We start from the raw sequence: 21160 nt of genomic DNA, 5'->3' as shown, positions 1-21160 counted from the left end.
TGTATGAAATATATTTTTGGCATTTTGATTTTCCTGACTTTACAGACGACATCCTTGGCTCAAACCAGACCAAATGTTGTTTCTATATTCAACTCGGATTCAACCCTAATAGGTACTGGGATTTTAAACAATGGACTGATGGAGGGTTTATGGAGATTTGAAAATCCACAAACAAAAAGACTGGTCCAAACCATAAATTTTGAAAGAGGAAAAAGAGAAGGGCTGGCGGTAAGTTTTTTCCCTTCAGGCTCCAGAAATGTTGAAGCGGAATACCGGAACAATAAACTAAACGGGATTTACAGAGAATATGATTCCAATGGGATTTTGAAACTGGACATGGTTTTCAGAGACAGTGTCCGGATTGGTCCGTATAGAGAATATTATGGAAGTGATGGACAGCCTGATTTTTTCAATCCCAGACAGATAAAAGTTGAAGGGCAGTATGTTGATGGCAAAAGAAACGGAAAATGGGTCACCTTCTATAATAATGGTGAAATAGCAATCATCCAAAACTACGAAAACGGGATTCAGGAAGGGCCCTATTTTGAATATGACATTTATGGGACACTGATTCTTGAAACCTCTTACAAAAATGACCAACCCCACGGCTCTTTTAAACGATACTCGGTAGGGAAATTAGTGGAAGAGGAAGGGGAGTTCAAAAATGGCAGGAGAATAGGCAAGTGGACCACCTATTTTCCTGGTACAAGGACCTTGGAATCGGAAACATACTATGATCAAAATGGAAACAGGACCGGAGAATGGAAGTTTTATTATCAAAACAGGAGGATTGCCAGGATCGAAAAATATGAAAATGACATTCCTGTAGGAACATGGGAGGAATATTTCCCTAACAGGACATTGGCAAAAAGAATGACCTATGAACTGGGACTTCCCGTGGGAGAGTACATTGAAAACCATTCCAACGGAAAAGTTTCAGTAAGCGGTCAATATAAAAACGGGGTAAAAGATGGCTTATGGAAGAGTTATTTCCCAGAGGGGAACCTGTATTCCATTGGGGAATACAAAAACGATCTCAAAACAGGTCTTTGGAAATACTTCAATAAAATAGGTATTTTGATAGCAGAAGGTGAGTACTTTTTGGGCTCTGAAAATGGACAGTGGGTTTATTATTACGATGGCGGTCAACTGAAATCCATAGGAAGTTATTTTCTCGGTTTTGAAGACGGCATATGGGGCTTATTCTACGATAACAAGCAACTTACCCAAGAGGAATATTGGGACAACGGCAGACTGATGAACGTAGGGGATTACTTTTCCTATGATGGCCAAAGAACTTATGACAAGGGAACCCTGACCGATGGTAATGGTACCAGAATCACTTATTACACTTCAGGCAAAAAAGAATCAGAAGGTAATTACAGATCTGGTAAACCAGACGGATTGTGGACTTATTTCCATGAAAACGGCAATAAAGCCTCTGAAGGACAAATGGTGGACGGAAAAAAAAATGGACCCTGGAGGTATTTCAACCTAAACGGAAGACTGGAACAGATCATCAATTTCAAAAACGATGAAATCGTGACCGAAGAAGAGCAAATGAGAAACGAAATCAGGTTCAATAGATTCAATTAAACACAATCCCACCCAACGGAGTTTATCAAATAAAAACTATGTTTGGATTATTTAAGAAAAAATCGGAATTGGAAAAACTCCAGGAGACTTATAAAAACCTTTTGGACAAATCCTATAAAATGTCTCATAGCAATAGAACAGAGGCAGATAAGCTAATGGCCGAGGCCGAAGAAGTTGCCAAAAAGATCGAAGCATTGAAAAAAAATTAAAAAGAGGTCCTGTTTGGACCTCTTTTTGCTAAATGAACAATAAGATTTTTTCCTTCACCAGAAAACCCTCCATTCCACACCCAAACAATCATATTTTATTCTGATTATTTTAATATATTTTATTCTAGCTAAAACGTTTTTTCTAATTTTTTATTTCTTAAATACCGATTTTGCAAAAACTTTGGCCTGAAAGTTGCCGTAAATACAATCAAACGCACTAAACGATACCGTTATGAAAAAGGCAACTATATATCTTATGGGTCTGGTACTCGTGCTGGGCATGGGTATGGCTTCCTCTGGAAAGGCACAGGCCTCCCCTCATAATTTTGGGGTTTCATTCCAGATATTCTACAATGAGCTAAGCCCATATGGGGATTGGGTGATGGACCCAACCTATGGTTATGTTTGGATTCCTTATGTAGATAGAGGATTTCAACCTTATGTGACCAATGGCTATTGGACCATGACCAATTTTGGAAATACCTGGGTATCTGATTATGATTGGGGCTGGGCTCCTTTCCACTATGGCAGATGGTTTTGGAATGATTTCTATGGTTGGGCCTGGGTACCTGGATATGAGTGGGGACCTGCCTGGGTAAGTTGGAGATCCGGTGGGGGATTTTACGGATGGGCACCTCTTGGTCCAGGAATGCATGTAGGCGTTAACATCATGATACCTGCAAGACACTGGGTATTCGTGCCACAGAGAAGATTCAGGGCCAAACACTTCCACAGGTATTTCGTACCTCACCACCAAGTAGTCAATGTCTACAATAGGACTACCATCATCAACAATACCTATGTAGTCAATAATACTACTTATTACACTGGACCTTCCAGAAGAGAGATTCAAAGAGTAACTGGATCCAGTGTTCCGGTTTATCAAGTGAATAACGCTTCAAGACCGGGAAGATCCGTCGTGCAGAACAACAATGTCAATATATTCCGTCCTGAAATCAGCAATGCAAGAAGTACAAATGAACAGGCAAGACCTTCTATGGCATATACTTCTGACGAATATAGACAAAGATCCGCTACTCAGCAGAGATCAGTAGAACAAGAAAGGTCCAATTCTGTAGGACCGTCCAGAAACTCCCAGGCTATGCCTTCTAGAAATGCTCAGCAGCCTTCTCAAAACCAGGCTGTCCGTGGAGCAAATAATAACGGATCAAACGGATCCGCTACAAGAAGCGCACAAACTGGACAAAGCAGCAATGGCCAGGTTGCATCCCCAGCTGTTAGAGGTAGCAACCAAAACAATCAGAACAATGCAGCAGTCAGAGGTACAACTACTCCTACCCGTCAGCAGAACACAGCAGTAGGAAACAATAATGCCTCAAGGCAATCAGCACCTGCCGTTGGACAGAATACTTCAGGCCGTCAAAACAACAGCAGCGTCGGAAACGCGGGACCAAGTAGACAAAACAACAGCGCCGTAGGGAACTCAAACCCAAGCAGACAAAACAATGGCGCTGTTGGGAATACAGGTCCAAGCAGGCAAAATAACAGCGCTGTAAGAAGCAGTTCTAACTCGAGACAATCCAGTCCTGCTGTTTCTTCCTCAGCAAGCAATTCAAGATCAAACTCTGGTGCTGTGAACAGATCGAGCGGAAACAATAACAATAACCGAACTGCCAGCTCCACAAGGGGCGGTAGAGGAAATGAATAATAAAAGGTGGTCCAAAATGGACCACCTTTTTTTGCATATGCAAAAAACTTTTTCAACTTGAGCCCTTTACTTTCAAACTTCGCACTTATTTTAAAGAAGAAATCCGAATTATTTGAATTTTTCAATTAAGCACTTTTGTAATTCATTAAAAATTCACGTAATTGACTTTTTAAATTTTGCCAGAATGAATTTAATCGACCCAAAAAAGGCCTTAGAAAAAATAGAGGGAGTGGTAGAAACAAAAAGCTACCTGAATAAACTCAAACTGATCAAAAACTTATACACCAAAGGAAGCAATACGGCTGGGGAAATGTGCAATGAAGTTGGAATCAGTCTTCCCACTGTCAATTCTCTTTTAAGTGACCTTATGGCTTCCGGAGAGATCATCAAACATGGGAGGGCAGAGTCTCAAGGTGGAAGAAAACCCGATTTATACAAGCTGGCGGAAGATTCCTTTTATATTATTTCCGTTGACATCAACAAGTTCAGAGTCCGTACCTGTATCTATGACAGTTCAAACCAGGCTGTAACTGAAGCCTCTATGTTGAAAATACAGTTAAACAATGAAAAGGAAACTTTTGATAAAATCTGCAACTTTATTTTGGCACATAAAAACAAATCAGGACTACCGGATGAAAAAATAATTGCAGTTGGAATTTCCATGCCGGGGTTAATTGATTCTGTGAATGGAGTCAATTATACCTACCTTAAATTTGGCAAAAAAAGCCTGTTAGAAAACTTTGAAGCCAGATTGGGGAGGAAAGTATTCCTTGAAAATGATGCGCGTGCCATGACCTTGGCAGAATTTAAATTTGGCCATAATGACCAGTATAAAAACGTTTTGGGAATCTTTATCGGATGGGGAATAGGTTTAGGAATTTTAATCGATGGAAAAATTTACCAGGGAGCATCAGGTTTTGCAGGAGAGTTTAGCCATTCCCCCATATTTGAATCCAGGGACATAACCTGTAGCTGTGGTAAAAAAGGATGCCTGGAATCGGTTGCTTCAGGAACTGCCATTGTGAGGATGGCCAAAGAAGCCATTGAAAATGACCATGATTCCATCCTTGCCAGAATGGCAAGAGAAAATGAAGGGGAGATAGAACCCTATTTAGTTGTTGATGCGGCCTTGGCAGGAGACCAAAGGGCCATTACAATTCTTTCTGATGCAGGCTTGGATTTAGGACGGGGCATTTCTATACTGATCCAACTGTTGAACCCTGAACTGATTATCATTGGAGGCTCAGTAGCTGAAGCCAAGCAATACCTGATTACCCCTATCCAACAGGCCTTGAATATCTATGCCATGGCTAAGGCGAGGGAAAACACAGAACTGACCCTTTACAAACTCGGCAAGGAAGTTGGCCTATTAGGAGGAGTGGCGGTGGTCAATGAAAAGATTTTTGAGGATATCCTAAATTAGCGTTCAGGTACATCAAAAAAATTGTCCCGAAATATCGTCTAAAACTGTCTTTATTTTTAAAAAAAATTTAATTGGCCATCAAGTGACCATAAGTTTGATGTCTTTTATATCCTCAAAAAAAACAGCAGCCGCTCCAAAAAGCGCTGCATTTTCTCCAAACAGGCTCACCTCAAAAGGAACAGACAATCCCGATTTAGACAGATTTGACCTCAGTTGTTCCTGAAACAAATAGGCAGATCTGGAAATACTCCCACTGATAATGACACGGTCAAAACGATGGATTTCATACTGTTGAATGATGAATTCACTAAGATTTGAAGCAAACTCCGAAAAAATCTCTTTAAGCACCTCAGAATCTCCAAGCGCATCGATGAGTTCTTTGACTCCTGTTGCCTTAATGCCAATTTTTTTCTGGGCTTGGGACAAAAACCAATTAGAACCTAAATAATCTTCCACTATCCCCTCTTTAAATGGGAAATTCCAAAGGGAAGCATCCCTGATATCCCTTCCTTTTTTCAAAGCTGAACCAAGGCCTGAGCCTAAGGTAATACCTAAAATAGAATCTATACCCCTACCCTTTCCAAATAAGGATTCTCCATATAAAAATGCTTCTGCATCATTGATGAATTTGATATGATTTTCGGGAATCCAAAGCTCTTTACAGAACTCCTTTTTAATATTCACCCCATAAAGACTTAAAAATTTGCCTTGCTCCTGAATCAGACAAATACCCTCTGAATAATCAAAAGGAGCAGGCATGGCTAAAGAAATATACACATCTTCAAAAGAACCGACCAAACTATTGATCTCATCAAACCAGCTTTTCAAAATCTCGGATTTTCCCAGTCGGGAATCCACCGAAGCCCTTTTGGTTTTTTGAAGTTTGAGGTTTTTGCCAATTTTCTCAAACAATGCGACAGTCAAGTGGGAGCCTCCTATATCCCCCGCGATAATTCTCATTTTGGTCATTTGGGCTGTGGTTTTTTAAAGCAATTCCCCTGCTCACCACTTCACAATTCATCTTCAAGGGCAAAGTTTGCAAAACCTTTTTGCTAAAAGGTTTTACCTAAATTAAAAAATTTTAATGAAAGCAATCAAGTTGCCCTTAATAAATTTCCGGTATCAATGTAAAACTGAAGATTCTCGCACATTCAGCTTATTGGACAAAACTATTTTTTGGTTTTCATTTTGTCCAGTCCCCTCCAATTGTTTCAACATAGACTCCATTAAACTTTCGGCTATTTCCTCAATTGGTTGTTCAATAGCTGAAATCGGAGGCTGAAAAAGATTGAAAAAATAATGGTCATCGAAAGAAACCACTTTTATCTGCTGGGGGATTTTTTTTCCAAGTTTGATCAAAGCCTGAAGCCCTTCAAAAGCCAGGTAATTGGTTGAAAAAAAGACTCCGTCCAACTCGGGATGAGAGGTAAGAAATTCCAAAATTCTTTGGGAGGCATACTGTTCCGCTATGGTATGGAATTTAACTTTTAGGATAGAAGAATGTACTTTACTTCCCTTTAAGGCTTCCTGGAATCCTGCCAGCCTGTCCATCATTTGGGTCTGATTGGAATCTACAGTAACAAAACCCAAATTCCTGCATCCCTGGTCCATAAGATGCCTTGTAGCTTCTTCGGCACTGGTTTTATTCTCTACTATCACATAACTACAATCCACTTCGGGCATCCATCTGTCAAAAAGGACAACAGCTACACCTTCTTCCAGTAATTCTTTCACTACATTCTCCAATCCCGGTGTAGGGGTAATTATAAACCCATCCACATTGCGCACTTTGAATGTCCCGATCAGTTCTTTTGCTTTGTCGGTGTCATTATCAGTACTGCAGTAAATGATTTTGTAACCATTTTTGTAGGATTTCTCCTCAATCAGTCTCGCAATGGAAGCAAAAAATTGATTGGATATATCCTCTACCATTAAAACAATCACTTTGGATTTTCCCAGTCTTAAACTTTGGGCAATATGACTGGGTTTGTAGCCAATTTTTTTGATATAATCCTGAACCTTTTTGGTCATTTCATCACTGATCCTCTTTTCCCTGCCTTTCCCATTTAGGATGAATGATACTGTCGTAATTGAAATGCCCAGTGCTTCAGCAATGTCCTTGATGGATGTCTTTTTTTTAGCCATAATTTCGTCAGGTCCTGAAAACCGCCAGCAATATGGAGAAAAAACAAGTTGGATTCTCAATACCGCTTCTTATTGTCAAAAATTCAATAGCAACGGTTTTTTAGGGATCAAAAATGAGACCAATAAAAAAGCCCGGAAGAAAATTCTCCGGGCTTTTTTATAACATACTGTCTTTTATTTGATAAAGAGCATCTCTCTGTATTTCACCAATGGCCAGAATTCATCATCTACCAATAGTTCCAATTTGTCCACAGCATATCTGATTTTATCAAAGTACGCTTCTTTTACATCGGTACAATACCCCTTGGCACGCTTGGCTACATCTTCTTCCTTGTTCAATCTTCTACGTGCATCTATCATGGCATTGACACTCTCCTTAAGAGATTCCAAATGCTTACTTACTTCTTTGATCGTTTCTACTGCTGGCTTGTTATCCAGACCTAGGCCTTTCAGACCATTTGCATTTTCTATCAATTTGTTTTGATACTGGATCGCAGTCGGGATTACATGGTTTAGCGCGAGATCACCCATTACCCTGGATTCAATCTGCACCTTCTTGATGTAATTTTCCAACATGATTTCATGCCTTGCGTGCAATTCAATCGGAGTAAGGACATTGTGCTTACTAAAAAGCTCAATTACTTTTTTGTCATGGTAAACATCCAAAGCAAAAGGAGTGCTCTTGAGATTTGACAAACCTCTTTTTGCAGCTTCATTGGCCCACTCTTCAGAGTATCCATCTCCCTCAAATCTGATTTTTTTGCTGTCCTTGATGTATCTTCTCAACACATTGACAATCGCAATCTTCTTTTCTTTGCCACCGGCCATCTCTTTTTCAATGTCTTTGGCCATGGTTTTCAAAACTTCGGCAACAATCACGTTCAGTACAGTCATTGGACCAGCAGAGTTGGCACTTGAACCAACGGCCCTGAACTCAAATTTATTGCCGGTGAAAGCAAATGGCGAAGTTCTGTTCCTGTCCGTATTGTCCAAAATGATTTCAGGGATTTTGGAAATACCCAGCTTCATGTACATGTTATCACCTTTCTCGATCTTCACGTTGCCGTTTTTTTCCAATTCATCCAACACACCGGTCAAGGTAGATCCTAAGAAAACAGACATGATGGCAGGCGGGGCTTCATTGGCGCCCAATCTGAAGTCGTTACTTGCTGAAGCAATACTTGCCCTTAAGAGGTCCGCATTGTCATAGACTGCCTTTACAGTTGCGACCACAAAGGCAAGGAACTGAAGATTTTCTCTTGCCGAATTGCTTGGCTGGAACAAGTTGACCCCTGTATCTGTAATCAAAGACCAGTTGTTGTGCTTACCGCTACCATTTACACCGGCAAAAGGTTTTTCATGCAACAATACCTTAAGACCGTGCTTTTCGGCCACCTTATCCATCAGATCCATCAAAAGCTGGTTATGATCGATCGCCTTATTGATCTCTTCGAAGACCGGGGCGACTTCAAACTGGCTTGGTGCCACTTCATTGTGTCGGGTAGAAACTGGAATCCCCAACTTATGGGCTTCAATTTCGAAGTCCATCATAAAATCCTTGACACGGGTAGGAATGGAACCGAAATAATGGTCCTCCAACTGCTGACCTCTGGCAGGATTATGTCCGAAAACAGTTCTTCCCGCCATTACTAGGTCCGGCCTTGTTGCATACAAAGCTTTATCGATGACGAAGTATTCCTGCTCGACACCCAAGGATGGGGTCACTTTTCTAACATTTCTATCAAACAATTGACAGATTGCTACGGCGGCATCATTAATCGCCTCCATGGATTTCAACAAGGGCGTTTTATAATCCAAGGCTTCCCCTGTGTAGGAAACGAAAATGGTAGGAATACAAAGGGTTTTGTCAAAAATAAATATAGGAGAGGAAGGATCCCATGCGGTATAACCTCTTGCTTCAAATGTGGATCTGATCCCTCCATGAGGAAAAGAAGATGCATCCGGCTCTTGCTGAACCAAAGCTGATCCTTTGAATTTTTCAATTCCTGCATGGGCATCAAAAAAGGCGTCATGTTTCTCTGCAGTGGATCCAGTCAATGGCTGAAACCAGTGGGTGTAATGCGTCACTCCTTTGGACATTGCCCATACCTTAACAGCGGAAGCAATTTCTTCTGCGGTGGAAGGGTCAATCTTAGATCCCTTGTCGATTGCTTCTACTACCTTCTTGAAAACAGAAGGGGCAAGAGATTCTTTCATTTGCTTTAGCCCAAACACCAGGCTTCCGAAATAGTCAGAAACCTTATTTGAGGGCGGTGTCACAGTCACTTTCGGTCTTGACTGAGCCATTAAAAGCGCTTTTTGTCTTAAAGTTGCCATTTTCTACAATATGTGGTTTAATATTACACCGACAAAAATATGAAATAATATTGATTTTAAATATTATGGGTCGTTTTTAAGCCTGTTTTTGGAAAAATTTACATTATTTTTAAAAATACAAGGCCAATTTCGAGTTTAATCCTTGAAAAAAACAGGAAATTGCAGCAAAAAATAGAAAATTGAAAACTGAAGTTAAATATTTAACTTTGCAGCCTGAAACAAAGGAGATTGGCGTGAAAAAAGTAGCATTCTACACACTTGGCTGTAAATTAAATTATTCCGAAACCTCAACCATCAGCAGGATGTTTGAAGCCAAAGGCTATCAAAAGGTGGAATTTGAGCAGAATCCGGATATTTTCATCATCAACACCTGTTCTGTGACTGAAAATGCGGACAAAAAATGTAAAAAGATAGTAAAAGAGGCCAAAAAGATATCTCCTAACTCCTATGTTACCATTATTGGCTGTTACGCCCAGTTAAAACCAAAGGAGATTTCCGAAATTGAGGGAGTAGATGCCGTTTTGGGTGCTGCTGAAAAATTCAGGTTGATTGAACTATTGGATGGATTCGCCAAGGAACAGGAAACCAAAGTACTTGCCTCTGAAATCCAGGAAGCCAATATCTTCAACAATGCCTACTCCATGCATGACCGGACCAGAACTTTCCTAAAAGTGCAGGATGGCTGTAATTATGGCTGTGCCTTTTGCACTATCCCTTTGGCCAGGGGTAAAAGCAGAAGTGACAGTATCAGCAATATCCTTCAGTCTGCCAGAGAAATTGCGCAGACGGATGTAAAAGAAATCGTGCTTACAGGTGTCAATATAGGCGACTTTGGGATTCAGGAAGGCAAAAGAAAAGAAAGGTTTGCCGACTTGGTAATTGCATTGGATGAAATTGAAGGTATAGATAGGTTCAGGATCTCTTCCATTGAACCTAACCTGCTTACCAATGAAGTGATTGAGTTTGTATCCCAGTCAAAAAGATTTGTGCCCCATTTTCACATCCCGCTCCAATCAGGCAGCAATACCATCTTGAGAAGGATGGGAAGAAGGTACCTGAGGGAACTTTATGAGGACCGGGTAAACAAAATAAAAACATTGATGCCGCATTGCTGCATAGGTGTCGATGTGATCGTTGGTTTTCCGGGAGAGACTGATGAACTGTTTCTTGAAACTTATAATTTCCTCAATGAATTGGACATTTCCTACCTCCATGTATTTACCTATTCAGAAAGAGCCAATACGAGAGCCGTGGAAATGGACGGGGTGGTTCCTATGAAAAAGAGGAACGAAAGGTCAAAAATGCTACGCATTCTCTCCGAAAAGAAAAGAAGAAAATTCTATGAAGAAAATCTTGGAAAGACCTTCACAGTATTGTTTGAAGAGGATGTAGAAGATGGAAAAATGCATGGCTTTACAGAAAATTATATCCGCGTAGCGGCAAAATATGACCCCATTTTGATCAATGAACTGAAAACAGTAACTCTCAGCGAAATCAATGAAAAAGGAAATGTGGAAGTCATTGAGCCTGAAATGGTGTATGAGACACATTAAAACACCCTATTCCGGGAAGGTTAATAAATTTCCCCTCTTTTTAATTGGCTTACCGCATAATCCACTGCCCTTGCAGTCAAAGCCATGTAAGTAATGGATGGGTTTTGTGTGCCTGTAGAAGTCATACAGGCCCCATCTGTCACAAAAACATTTTTGCACAAATGCATCTGATTCCAACCATTAAGTAATGACGTTTGGGGGTTCCGTCCCATTCTCACACCCCCCATTTCATGAATATCCAAACCCGGAGCCTGTTTGCTGTCTGATTTACGAATGTTAGTGCAGCCTGATTTTTCCAACATTTCCGTGCCCTGTTCAAAAAAATCTTTCAGTATCTTTTCATCGTTATCATCATAATCCACGTTGATTTTGAGGAGTGGCATTCCCCATTCATCCTTTTCAGAGGCACTTAGGCTTACATAATTATCAATTTTGGGAATTGTCTCCCCCTGCATCATCATAAAAACATGCCAGTATCCTGGAAGGGAATTCTTTTCTTTAAATCCAGGCCCGAAGGACTCCTGTGGACTGTTCCCCCAACCTGCTCTGCCCGCAGAATAAAAGGTCATGTATCCCCTTAAAAAATCCATTTCCTGCTTCTTGACATTCCTGAAATTGGGCATCATGACAGCAGTTGGTCTTCTGCCAAAATAATACTTATCCTCATAGCCCTCAAAATTGGCTAAGATATTCCCCCTATAGTTATGAAAGGCGATATACTTCCCCAACAAACCATTGTCATTCCCAAGACCATTTGGGAATCTTTTGGATTGACTGTTCAATAAAATCAAATTGGAATTTAATGTAGAAGCATTAAGGAAGATGACTTTTGCAAAATATTCGCTGATTTCCTTCGTAATGCGGTCAATCACCCTAACCCCGGTTACCCTTTCCTTTTTATCATCATAAATGATGGAATGAACCACAGCGTCCGGTCTGATAGTAAGATTCCCAGTGGCAGCTGCAGCAGGCAAAGTGGAAGAATTGGAACTGAAATAAGCGCCAAATGGACAGCCTCTGTAACACTGGTTTCTCGCCAAGCACTGTCCTCTCCCCTGCTGAAGATGATGGGCCTTGGGCTGGGTAAGATGGGCACATCGGCCTATCATCACATGCCGGTCTTTGAATGTTGACATGATCCTGTCACGAATCACTTTCTCCACACAATTCATTTCCCATGCAGGCAAAAACTCACCATCCGGAAGGGTCTCCACCCCGTCTTTGTTACCACTTATTCCAACAAACCGTTCCACATAACTGTACCAAGGAGCCAAGTCTTCATACCTGATGGGCCAATCCACTGCAAAACCATCCCTTCCCGGTCCCTCAAAATCATATTTGCTCCAACGCTGCGTCTGCCTGGCCCAAATCAAGGACTTTCCTCCAACCTGATATCCTCTCACCCAATCAAATGGTTTTTCCTGAATGTAAGGGTGTTCTTTATCCCTGACAAAAAAATGAGCGGTATCTTCCTGATAAGCATAACACCTGTTCACTACAGGATTTTCAAGTTTATCCGCTAATGGAATCCTATTCCTATGCGGCATTTCCCAAGGATGGGATTGCATGGTGGGATAATCAACTTTATGTATTACACTTCTCCCCCTCTCCAGCACAAGGGTTTTCAAACCTTTTTCACACAATTCTTTTGCAGCCCAGCCTCCACTGATCCCAGACCCTATAACTATGGCATCAAAATTCCGGGCATCCATCACTATTCATATCTAAGTGACTCAATAGGATCTAATTTACTGGCCTTCCTTGCCGGAAAATACCCTGATGCCAATCCTACAAAAATACAGATGACAAAGGCTACCATAATCCATACCCAAGGTATCAGGAAGCCTCCGGGACCAATTGCATTGGCTACAATATTACCAATACCGATCCCCAAAATCACTCCAAAAATCCCTCCGATGATACAAATAACTATTGCTTCTATTAAAAACTGTTGCCTGATCCTTAATGGGGTGGCGCCTAAGGCTTTTCTGATCCCGATCTCTCTGGTTCGCTCCGTGACGGACACCATCATGATATTCATCAAACCGATCGCTGCGCCCAAAAGGGTAATAAATCCAATGGTAAACCCTCCAATTCTCAGATAGCCTGCCACTTCCTCCAAACTTTCTCCCACAGAACGGCTTTTGACAATTTCAAAAGAGTCTTCCTCTCCCACCCTGTCCTGTCTGATTTTACGCATTACGCCAGTGGCCTGGCCCATTTCATAATCGAGTTTCAAAGGATCAGAACCACTGACGGTTACCGTATACCTGAATGTCCCCCAACTGTCCAAGCGGCTTGCATTTTCAATGGGAATAAAAATAGCCCTATCCGGCCCTGGTCCTCCACCTACACTTCCCTGCTTTTCAAGAATTCCTACAATGGTATATCTCCTGCCAAAAACAGTAATGTAATCGTTCAGGGGATCTTCATCTTTCCCAAATAAGGTTTCAATGACGTCTGTTCCAACAATACAAACTCCGTTGCCATATTGGATTTCAGTAGCACTAAAATTCCTGCCTTTTTCGATTTTGATTCCTTTGATATTGAAATAAAGATCATCGGCACCGGTTACCCTTACATTAGGGTTTGTTTTCTTGGAACCCCTTTTTACCTCCGCCGCTCCTGTTACCGTTGAAAAAATAGTAGATGGGGCAATAGCATTGAACTCCTGTTGAAACTTCACTGCCTCCCTGTATTTCAAAGTAGGAAAAACTTTTTCAGATTTCCCCTCCTGTACTGCAGCCCCCCCGGAAGTTCCCTTGGACCTCACATCAAAATTACTTGCCCCCAAACCCGAGAAACTCTCTTCAATTTGTGCTTTGATACCATCAATCGCTGTAAGCATCCCTACAAGGGATGTAATTCCTATAGCTATAATGGTTCCTGTCAGGATAGTCCTCAGCAAATTTACCTTTACTGATTTGAGCGCCTCCTTGATATTTTCGACCAAATTCATAAACTGTACGAAATAGAACGGTTTAATTCAAAAATCAACCTAAACGACATTAATATTACTCAAGTATTCTGAAAAAATAAGGGAAGAGATAAAAATTTCTCTTCCCCTATCTATCAATGCATCCTGTCGCCTCTCAATTCCAGTCCTTTTAACACCTCAGCCTCGTATTCAAGCCATTCCTTCCATCGGGCATTTACCTTTTCCTTATCATAGATGCCCCTGGCCAATTCTATAAAATTCACATAATGACCTGCCTCGGAAACCATCAGTTCATAATAGAATTTTTTCAGCTCCTCATCTTGGATATGCTTGGAAAGCAACTTGAACCTTTCGCAACTCCTTGCCTCGATCAATGCATTCATCAAAAGGTACTCTGTCAACTGTTGCGCTCTACTTCCCCCTTTCTTCACAAATTGGGAAAGTTTGACCACATATTCATCTTTTCTTGGTTTCCCCAAGGGGTATCCCCTTTTTTTGAGGTGCTCCATAACCCTTTCAAAATGGCCCCATTCTTCTGCTACTACAGGGGTAAGGGTATCCACCACTTCTTCAAAATCGAAAAAATTTACGATCAGTGAGATACAGGAAGACGCCGCCTTCTGTTCGCAATAGGCATGGTCTACCAAAATGTCCTCAATGTTCATCTCTGCGATATTTACCCACCTTGGATCTGTGGGCAATTGAAGGTGCAGCATTTTCTGTTTTGTACTTTCTTCCCAGCTCATATATCAATCAAACAAAGGCCAGCTTATTCCTATATCCAAACTTCTTCTCAAACCTGTAAAGTAAGGCGTAACAAAATAACCTGGCTGGCTTAGCATGTTCATATTCAAATGGTTCATCCTTAAAAGCACCCTGGTCCTATTGATCCTGGCATTTAAAAAGAAATCTATTACCGGGTATGCAAAAACATTGAATTCGTTCTGCAAAAAAAACTGTTGCATGGCAGGATTGTAATTAAAAGCAAAGTTGTCACTCCTGTACCTTCCCTCTACACCGATCTGGACAAAAAGATTTTCATTGAACATGGGACTGTCAAAATAAATCCTAGAATTCAACACCAATTCAGGAATTCTAAAGTTATCAGCTCCAGCCCCAGAAAGCAAGGTATAATAGGCTTCGGACTCCCAAAATAATTTTTTACGGAGATTGAACATAGACTTTACCCCTGGAATCAACATAAATGCTTCACCAGTGGCCTGACTTGCCTGTTGTTGTTCATTGAAGTACACAAAATTATTGACCCTATTAATGGTCAAATTTGGCCTAAAAGCCCAACTTGAAAAATCCAACTTCACAACACCTTTGATCTGATCCAACCCTATATTACTGAAATCATTTTCCCATTGATGGTGATTGCCGGCATACATCATCTGCATGGAAGTCGGTTTGTATAAAGCTTTGGTGTAAGATGCCTCCAACCAGGGGGAAACAAAAAGCCCCTTGATCCGGAAAGCTCCTGGAATCAAATATTCCCCCTCTGCTTCAAAACTCCATTGTTCATTGATCTGTCCCCGGAGTGCACCACCGACAAATAGCTCATTGAACCTATTGGTAGATTCAAAATTAGGACTGGACATGCCACCGGTCCTGAACCTTAAAAAAGCATTGTAATACAATGGCCCTATTTCTCCTTTAAAACCTGCCTCATTCCTCCATTCCCTGAAAGTATTTAGATTGAGGGTGGTGTCATTATCGTTGAATCTTTCAGGATTAAATAAATTAAAGAATAGAGAATCCGCTGTATTAAGGTTTGAAAAAAACAATACTTCCTGTTTTTTCCTATCAAATACATGATAAATCTGCCAACCTTTTACCAATTCATATTCATGGTATAGATGTACCTCCTGTCTGAGGTCGGTTACCCTAGAATTCCTCAACCAAACCTTGGCATCTTCATAAGCAAAAAGTATAGAGTTTTCGTCTATTTCAGGAGGAACAATACCACCCTGCTCCCTTACCCTATGCTTCATTCTTGAAAAATTTGCCAGTAGAAAATATTTTTCATTTTCAGATCGATAATTGGTGTGGAATGAGTAGCTGTTCTGCTCTGTCAAATTATCATCCCTGGCATTGGGGTTGAGGGTTTTTCTGGCCCGGATGGTGCTGAGATTGAAACCTACATTCCACCGGGAATTTACATTTCTTGAAAAGACCAAATCCAATAGATTCCTATTGCCTCCTCCCCAAAAAGCATTCATCTGACTAAAGGGAGACTTGGTGTCGTAATATTTAATGCTATCAGAAGAATTGTAATACAGGTCATATACATGAAATCCTGAAGTGACGCCTATCATCCGGGGAGCCTCATAAAAAATGGGGATTGCAGCACTGCCTACATTGCCAAGGTCCTGATACATCCATCCAGATTTGGCGACAGGCTCGTAGTAATGGAAGTTGTTTAAAACCGTATCGATCTCGTATTTTTTGATCCTGTTTTTCTTTACGTCCTTTTCAAAAAAGTAAAGGGAAGTTTTGGGTCCAAAAACCATTTTGGTAGAATCATCGATCAGCTTTCTTCGTCCTTCTTGTTCTGCTTGTCCCTCCTGACCAGGCTCTACCAACTGCCTTTCTCTGGCTGCACCGGGAGGCACCTGCTGTCCTTGGTTGGGCAGAGGCCGGTTAGGCCTTTGGGCCTGGACACAGATATTCACTGCCCAAAACAAAAAGAGGAATAAAATAGAAACTTTTAATCTCACTGAGCTATGCTTTATCTGCTACAATTTGAATTAACCTGTTTTTCAACCAAAGCAATATATCCTCATCAAGCTCTACCTTGATAGGCAGGACAAAAATCGGAATTTCTGACAAATATTTTTGGAATACCTCATTTTTAAGTTTGACTGCATCCTTTTCTGTTGTCAGTACCATGCAATTACCGGATTCTTTGAAAAGCCGGTGGATTTTTAACACATCTTTTTCTGTATAATGATGATGGTCACCAAAATTCAAACGGTGAAGTACTTTATAATTCTTTGAGACCTCCTGAAAGAGCAATTGATCATTTGCTATCCCGGAAACCAAAATCACATTTGATTTTTCTTGAAGAGATGCATCAAAAAGCGGAAATGGCTTACCATACCTTATTCCTGCAAATGCAATTTTTGCATCAGTGAATTTGGCTATGGCTTCGCGAAACTGACCCTTCAGCTCTTCCTGTACCCCCAAAGGTGTTTTGGTAACTATTACCAAATCTGCCCTATCAGCACCTTTTGGGCTTTCCCTCAAGGTACCCAAGGGCAAGATTTCATCTTTAAAAAAAGGTTTTTGAAATGTGGTGAGCAAAATATTAATATCACCATGAACATAGCGGTGCTGAAAAGCATCATCCAGGAGTATTAAATTAGTGTCCGGTCTTCTCGATAAAATTTCAGGAATTGCCATTACCCTGTCTTCTCCCACCGCCACCGTCAAAAACTTCCCGTATTTTGAAAATATCTGATAAGGCTCATCACCAAGTTCATCTGGTCCAAGTTTTTCATCCGCCATTAAAAAACCTCTCGTTTTCCGACCATATCCTCTGCTCAAAGTGGCCAAATGAAAATCATTCCTTAAGTACTCGATCAGGAGCTCGACCATTGGCGTCTTACCGGAGCCCCCTACATTAAGATTGCCAACCACTACTGTAGGAATGTCAAAAGATACCCTTTTTTTGATCCCTGCATCAAACATCCTGTTGCGCAAGCCGGTCACAGCTCCGTAGATCATGGCAAAGGGATATAAAAAAGGATCGTACCAGCGCATTCGCTATTTTTCTTAATTTTGGGCAAAGTAAAATAAAATTTATGGTTTACACGATCCGTGACATAGTTTCTTACCTAGAGAAAATTGCACCACCTGCCTATCAGGAATCCTATGACAATGCCCAATTGATTACCGGAGATCCCAAAAACCAGGTAAAAGGAATATTATGTAGCCTGGATGCAACGGAAGCCGTCATTGAGGAAGCCATTTCTCTGGGCTGCAATCTGGTCATTACCCACCACCCCATCGTCTTCAAAGGGTTAAAAAGCCTGACCGGAAAAAATTATGTGGAAAGGACCATTATCAAAGCCATCAAGAATGATGTCGCCATATATGCCATACATACCAACCTGGACCATGTGGCCCATGGTGTGAACAAAAAAATTGCTGACAAAATAGGCTTGGTCAAGACTTCAATCCTTCAGCCTAAAAAAGAGATTTTGTCCAAACTTACGACATTTGTTCCCATTGAAGCCAAAAACCAGGTACTTTCAGCCTTATTTGAAGCAGGAGCAGGCGAAATTGGGGAATATTCAGGCTGCAGCTTTACAGCAGAAGGTAAAGGAACCTTTATCCCTTCTGAAAAAGCAAATCCGAACAAAGGAGAAAGAGGCAAGCCACACGAGGAACCTGAAGTCAGGATTGAGGTGCTTTTGCCCAGCTATTTGGAAAAAAAGGTGATTTCTTTCATGAAAAAGTCCCACCCCTATGAGGAGGTTGCTTATTACCTGCAGAGGCTGGAGAATGAAAACCAATTGGTAGGAGCAGGAATGATCGGGGAATTAACCTATGCCATGGATGAAAATGAATTTCTCCATCATATTAAGAAAAACCTAGGGCTCCAGGTAATCAAACACACAGCCCTTTTGAACAAGCCGATCCAAAAAGTGGCTGTATGTGGTGGAGCCGGAATATTTTTATTGCCTCAAGCCAAAAATGCCGGCGCCGATATATTCATTACTTCTGATATAAAATACCATGAATTCTTTGATGCTGAAAATCAAATAGTTGTGTGTGATATCGGGCATTACGAAAGTGAAATTTATACAAAAGAATTGTTGGGAGAGATATTGTCGCAAAATTTTACTAATATTGCACTCTATTTGACAAAAGTAGTTACGAATCCCATAACTTACCTATAGTACATGGAAAGTACAGTTGCACAAAAACTCGAAGCTTTACTGAACCTTCAAAAAATAGATTCCAGACTCGACGCAATTTTTAAAGTTAGAGGAGCCCTTCCAGAAGAAGTCCAAGACCTTGAAGATGAGATAGCAGGATATGAAACCAGATTGGAGAAATTCAATCAGGACATACAGAACCTAGAGGATGACATCAAAAGATTCAAAGAGAACATCAAAGAATCCGAGAAGCTGATCAAAAAATACCAGGAACAGCAGATGAACGTCAGAAACAACAGGGAATATGACGCCATAACCAAAGAACTGGAACTGCAAGATCTTGAAATCCAAGTTTCAAAAAAGAAAATCGGTGAAGCTCAGGCGAAAATCGAGATCAAAAACAAAGACGTTGAAGAGTTAAGAGAGCAACTGAAGGAAAGACAGAAGGATCTTGCCAACAAGCAGGATGAATTGAAAACCATAGTCTCCGAAAGCGAAAACGAAGAAAGCAAACTTGAAGCTGACAGAGAAAAGGCAATCAAAAAGATTGAAGACAGACTTTACAAATCTTACACCAAAATCAGAAGCAACGCTAAAAACGGCCTTGCTGTAGTGATGGTGAAAAGAGGTGCCTGTGGTGGCTGTTTCAATGTGGTACCTCCACAAAGACAGGCAGATATCAGAGAAAAGAAAAAGCTGATTGTTTGTGAACATTGTGGAAGAATCTTTGCGGGTGTTGAAGACGAGATTGAGGAGGATAGCACCAAGAAAAAAAGAAGCAGAGCATAAAATCATATCAAAACCCGGAAATCCCGGGTTTTTTTGTTTTTTGGGATGTATTCACGGAGATTTCAAACAAATGATTGTATCTCACGTTTTTATTTCATAGATTTCATTCATGAAAAGGATTTTCCTGTACATATCGTGCTTTTTTATAGTATTCGGTGCCTTTGCGGAAAACCCGGGAGAAAAGACTTTTTTGATATTGTTTGACAAATCCGAGCTGAAAGATCTAAGGTCAAGTCCCCAATATATTGAGATGAGCCTAATGAACATTTTCAAAACCAAAGCTTATTCCGGGAATTCTGATGCTGCCATATTGATAAAAGTACCTTATGAAAACCTGGATGAATGCCAGATAGGGTATCTTTTTGTGAGGGTAAACAATAAAACCGTATTACCGCTACAGGATGTTGCATTGAAAATCATTGATTTAGATCAGACAAAAAACACCTATCAATATCTCTTAGCCTCTTTGGAGGACAAAAACAACAGATCCAAAAAGAACGCTAAACCCCTCAAAACAGCACCAAGTCCCTGAGGTGGTCGCCACAATTGTATTTTTCAATTCTAAAAATCCCTAAATCATTCTGATTTAAAACATAGAGCCCAAGGTTTTGATGCTTGAAAACGTCCATGTATCTAAGGTCGTAGCCCATCAATAAACTTAACAAAACCCTCATTGCACGGCCATGCATACAAATTAAAATAAGTTTCTCCGGTTGGGAAAGAATATAATCGATCCCCCTTTTGAGCCTCTTGGCAACCAATACCGGGCTTTCTCCTCCTTCTATTGCATATTCCAGATCTCCTGAAGCCCATCTTTCCAACATGTGCTCGTAATACTTATTTTCTTCAGGAGTCATCGGCACCCCTTCGTACCTTCCCCAAGAGATTTCATTCAAATCCGGAACTGCTTCATGAGGAATTCCCAAATTTAAAAAACCTTGGACGGACTGTTTTGTCCTTTGTAAGCCGGAATAAAACACCTTCTCAAAGCCCAAGTTCTTATAATGCTCAAAAAAAGCATCAGCCTGACGTTGTCCGTTCCGATTTAAGGGCGCATCTATTCCGCTCCCCTGGACCACACCCCTTAGGTTGTAATCGGTCTGCCCATGTCGGACTAGGTAGATTTTTTTACTTAGCAAGATTCTTTATTTTTGTTTCCGTTTTCAAAGAAAAGGCTTTTATCCCAAAATACATGATATTTCCTCCAAACCTTGATCTCAATACCCTCAATAATTGGGGAAAAAATACCATGACAGATTTTTTGGACATTCAGTTCACGCAGATCGGAGAAGACTTTTTGGAAGCGACCATGCCGGTCAGTAACAAAACCAAACAGCCTTTGGGACTGTTACATGGAGGGGCAAATGTGGTTTTGGCTGAAACCCTGGGCAGTGTAGCCGCCACTTTGACTGTGGATCCACAAAAACAATTTTGCGTGGGCCTGGAAATAAACGCGAACCACCTGAAATCCGTTAGGGATGGTTTAGTTAGGGGAATTACCAAACCCATACACCTGGGTAAGAAAACACAGGTCTGGGAAATAAAAATTTATACCGAAAATGGAGAGCTGAGCTGTATCAGCCGCATCACCATGGCCATTATGGATAAAAAGTGA

The 21160-nt window shown here is 40.9% G+C and carries 18 protein-coding genes; 9 read left to right on the top strand and 9 right to left on the bottom strand.

Features of this window, described 5'->3' with window-relative positions; translation table 11 throughout:
* Positions 1-3 precede the first annotated feature (3 nt).
* From BC751_RS09355 to BC751_RS09340, 4 genes are all read left to right on the top strand, one after another.
* Positions 4-1596 (top strand): toxin-antitoxin system YwqK family antitoxin, encoded by a 1593-nt coding sequence (locus tag BC751_RS09355; RefSeq protein ID WP_207226863.1) that lies wholly within the window; start codon positions 4-6, stop codon positions 1594-1596.
* A 38-nt stretch (positions 1597-1634) separates the two neighbouring features.
* Positions 1635-1805 carry a Lacal_2735 family protein gene (locus tag BC751_RS09350; protein ID WP_130275308.1) on the top strand — a complete coding sequence of 57 codons (171 nt, stop codon included), beginning with the start codon at positions 1635-1637 and terminating at the stop codon, positions 1803-1805.
* Positions 1806-2037: 232 nt separating this feature from the next.
* A complete protein-coding gene (locus BC751_RS09345) occupies positions 2038-3474 on the top strand; it encodes a DUF6600 domain-containing protein (RefSeq protein ID WP_130275307.1) in 1437 nt (478 codons plus the stop codon).
* A gap of 184 nt (positions 3475-3658) precedes the next feature.
* Entirely contained in the window at positions 3659-4897 is a 1239-nt protein-coding gene (locus BC751_RS09340) for an ROK family protein (RefSeq protein ID WP_130275306.1), read from the top strand.
* Positions 4898-4975: 78 nt separating this feature from the next.
* On the opposite strand, the gene BC751_RS09335 is transcribed toward BC751_RS09340, so the two are convergent.
* From BC751_RS09335 to BC751_RS09325, 3 genes are all read right to left on the bottom strand, one after another.
* Positions 4976-5857, bottom strand: coding sequence for an ROK family protein (locus tag BC751_RS09335; protein WP_207226862.1), 882 nt, complete (start codon positions 5855-5857; stop codon positions 4976-4978).
* Between the two features lie 162 nt (positions 5858-6019).
* Entirely contained in the window at positions 6020-7042 is a 1023-nt protein-coding gene (locus BC751_RS09330; RefSeq protein WP_130275304.1) for a LacI family DNA-binding transcriptional regulator, read from the bottom strand.
* Positions 7043-7216: 174 nt separating this feature from the next.
* A complete protein-coding gene (locus BC751_RS09325) occupies positions 7217-9379 on the bottom strand; it encodes a glutamine synthetase III family protein (RefSeq protein WP_130275303.1) in 2163 nt (720 codons plus the stop codon).
* 233 nt (positions 9380-9612) lie between these two features.
* Here BC751_RS09325 and mtaB point away from each other — a divergent pair, with 233 nt between their 5' ends.
* Positions 9613-10932 (top strand): tRNA (N(6)-L-threonylcarbamoyladenosine(37)-C(2))-methylthiotransferase MtaB, encoded by a 1320-nt coding sequence (gene mtaB, locus BC751_RS09320; protein ID WP_130275302.1) that lies wholly within the window; start codon positions 9613-9615, stop codon positions 10930-10932.
* 20 nt (positions 10933-10952) lie between these two features.
* On the opposite strand, the gene BC751_RS09315 is transcribed toward mtaB, so the two are convergent.
* From BC751_RS09315 to lpxK, 5 genes are all read right to left on the bottom strand, one after another.
* Positions 10953-12644, bottom strand: coding sequence for a GMC oxidoreductase (locus BC751_RS09315; RefSeq protein WP_130275301.1), 1692 nt, complete (start codon positions 12642-12644; stop codon positions 10953-10955).
* Positions 12645-12646: 2 nt separating this feature from the next.
* Positions 12647-13891: an ABC transporter permease gene (locus BC751_RS09310; protein WP_130275300.1), complete on the bottom strand. Its 1245-nt coding sequence runs from the start codon at positions 13889-13891 to the stop codon at positions 12647-12649.
* Positions 13892-14004: 113 nt separating this feature from the next.
* Positions 14005-14616: a MiaE family protein gene (locus BC751_RS09305; RefSeq protein ID WP_207226861.1), complete on the bottom strand. Its 612-nt coding sequence runs from the start codon at positions 14614-14616 to the stop codon at positions 14005-14007.
* A 3-nt stretch (positions 14617-14619) separates the two neighbouring features.
* A complete protein-coding gene (locus BC751_RS09300; RefSeq protein ID WP_130275299.1) occupies positions 14620-16590 on the bottom strand; it encodes a putative porin in 1971 nt (656 codons plus the stop codon).
* A gap of 4 nt (positions 16591-16594) precedes the next feature.
* Positions 16595-17635 carry a tetraacyldisaccharide 4'-kinase gene (gene lpxK / locus BC751_RS09295; RefSeq protein WP_130275298.1) on the bottom strand — a complete coding sequence of 347 codons (1041 nt, stop codon included), beginning with the start codon at positions 17633-17635 and terminating at the stop codon, positions 16595-16597.
* Positions 17636-17676: 41 nt separating this feature from the next.
* Here lpxK and BC751_RS09290 point away from each other — a divergent pair, with 41 nt between their 5' ends.
* The 3 genes from BC751_RS09290 to BC751_RS22360 all read left to right on the top strand — a co-directional run bounded on the left by BC751_RS09290 (position 17677) and on the right by BC751_RS22360 (position 20077).
* Complete coding sequence (locus BC751_RS09290) at positions 17677-18777, top strand: Nif3-like dinuclear metal center hexameric protein (RefSeq protein ID WP_130275297.1); 1101 nt, start codon at positions 17677-17679, stop codon at positions 18775-18777.
* Between the two features lie 3 nt (positions 18778-18780).
* Positions 18781-19545, top strand: a complete 765-nt coding sequence (locus BC751_RS09285) for a zinc ribbon domain-containing protein (protein ID WP_130275296.1) — start codon at positions 18781-18783, stop codon at positions 19543-19545.
* 259 nt (positions 19546-19804) lie between these two features.
* A complete protein-coding gene (locus BC751_RS22360) occupies positions 19805-20077 on the top strand; it encodes a hypothetical protein (RefSeq protein ID WP_242617417.1) in 273 nt (90 codons plus the stop codon).
* Here the strand turns inward: BC751_RS22360 and BC751_RS09275 are convergent.
* On the bottom strand, positions 20055-20684 hold the full coding sequence (locus BC751_RS09275) for a histidine phosphatase family protein (protein WP_130275294.1): 630 nt from the start codon (positions 20682-20684) through the stop codon (positions 20055-20057). The genes BC751_RS22360 and BC751_RS09275 overlap by 23 nt on opposite strands.
* A gap of 53 nt (positions 20685-20737) precedes the next feature.
* On the opposite strand from BC751_RS09275, the gene BC751_RS09270 reads away from it, so the two are divergent.
* Positions 20738-21160, top strand: coding sequence for a hotdog fold thioesterase (locus BC751_RS09270; RefSeq protein WP_130275293.1), 423 nt, complete (start codon positions 20738-20740; stop codon positions 21158-21160).

Origin of the sequence: Cecembia calidifontis (genome assembly GCF_004216715.1) — a bacterium.
Taxonomy (GTDB): domain Bacteria; phylum Bacteroidota; class Bacteroidia; order Cytophagales; family Cyclobacteriaceae; genus Cecembia_A; species Cecembia_A calidifontis.
This window is presented reverse-complemented; position numbering and strand designations above follow the sequence as displayed.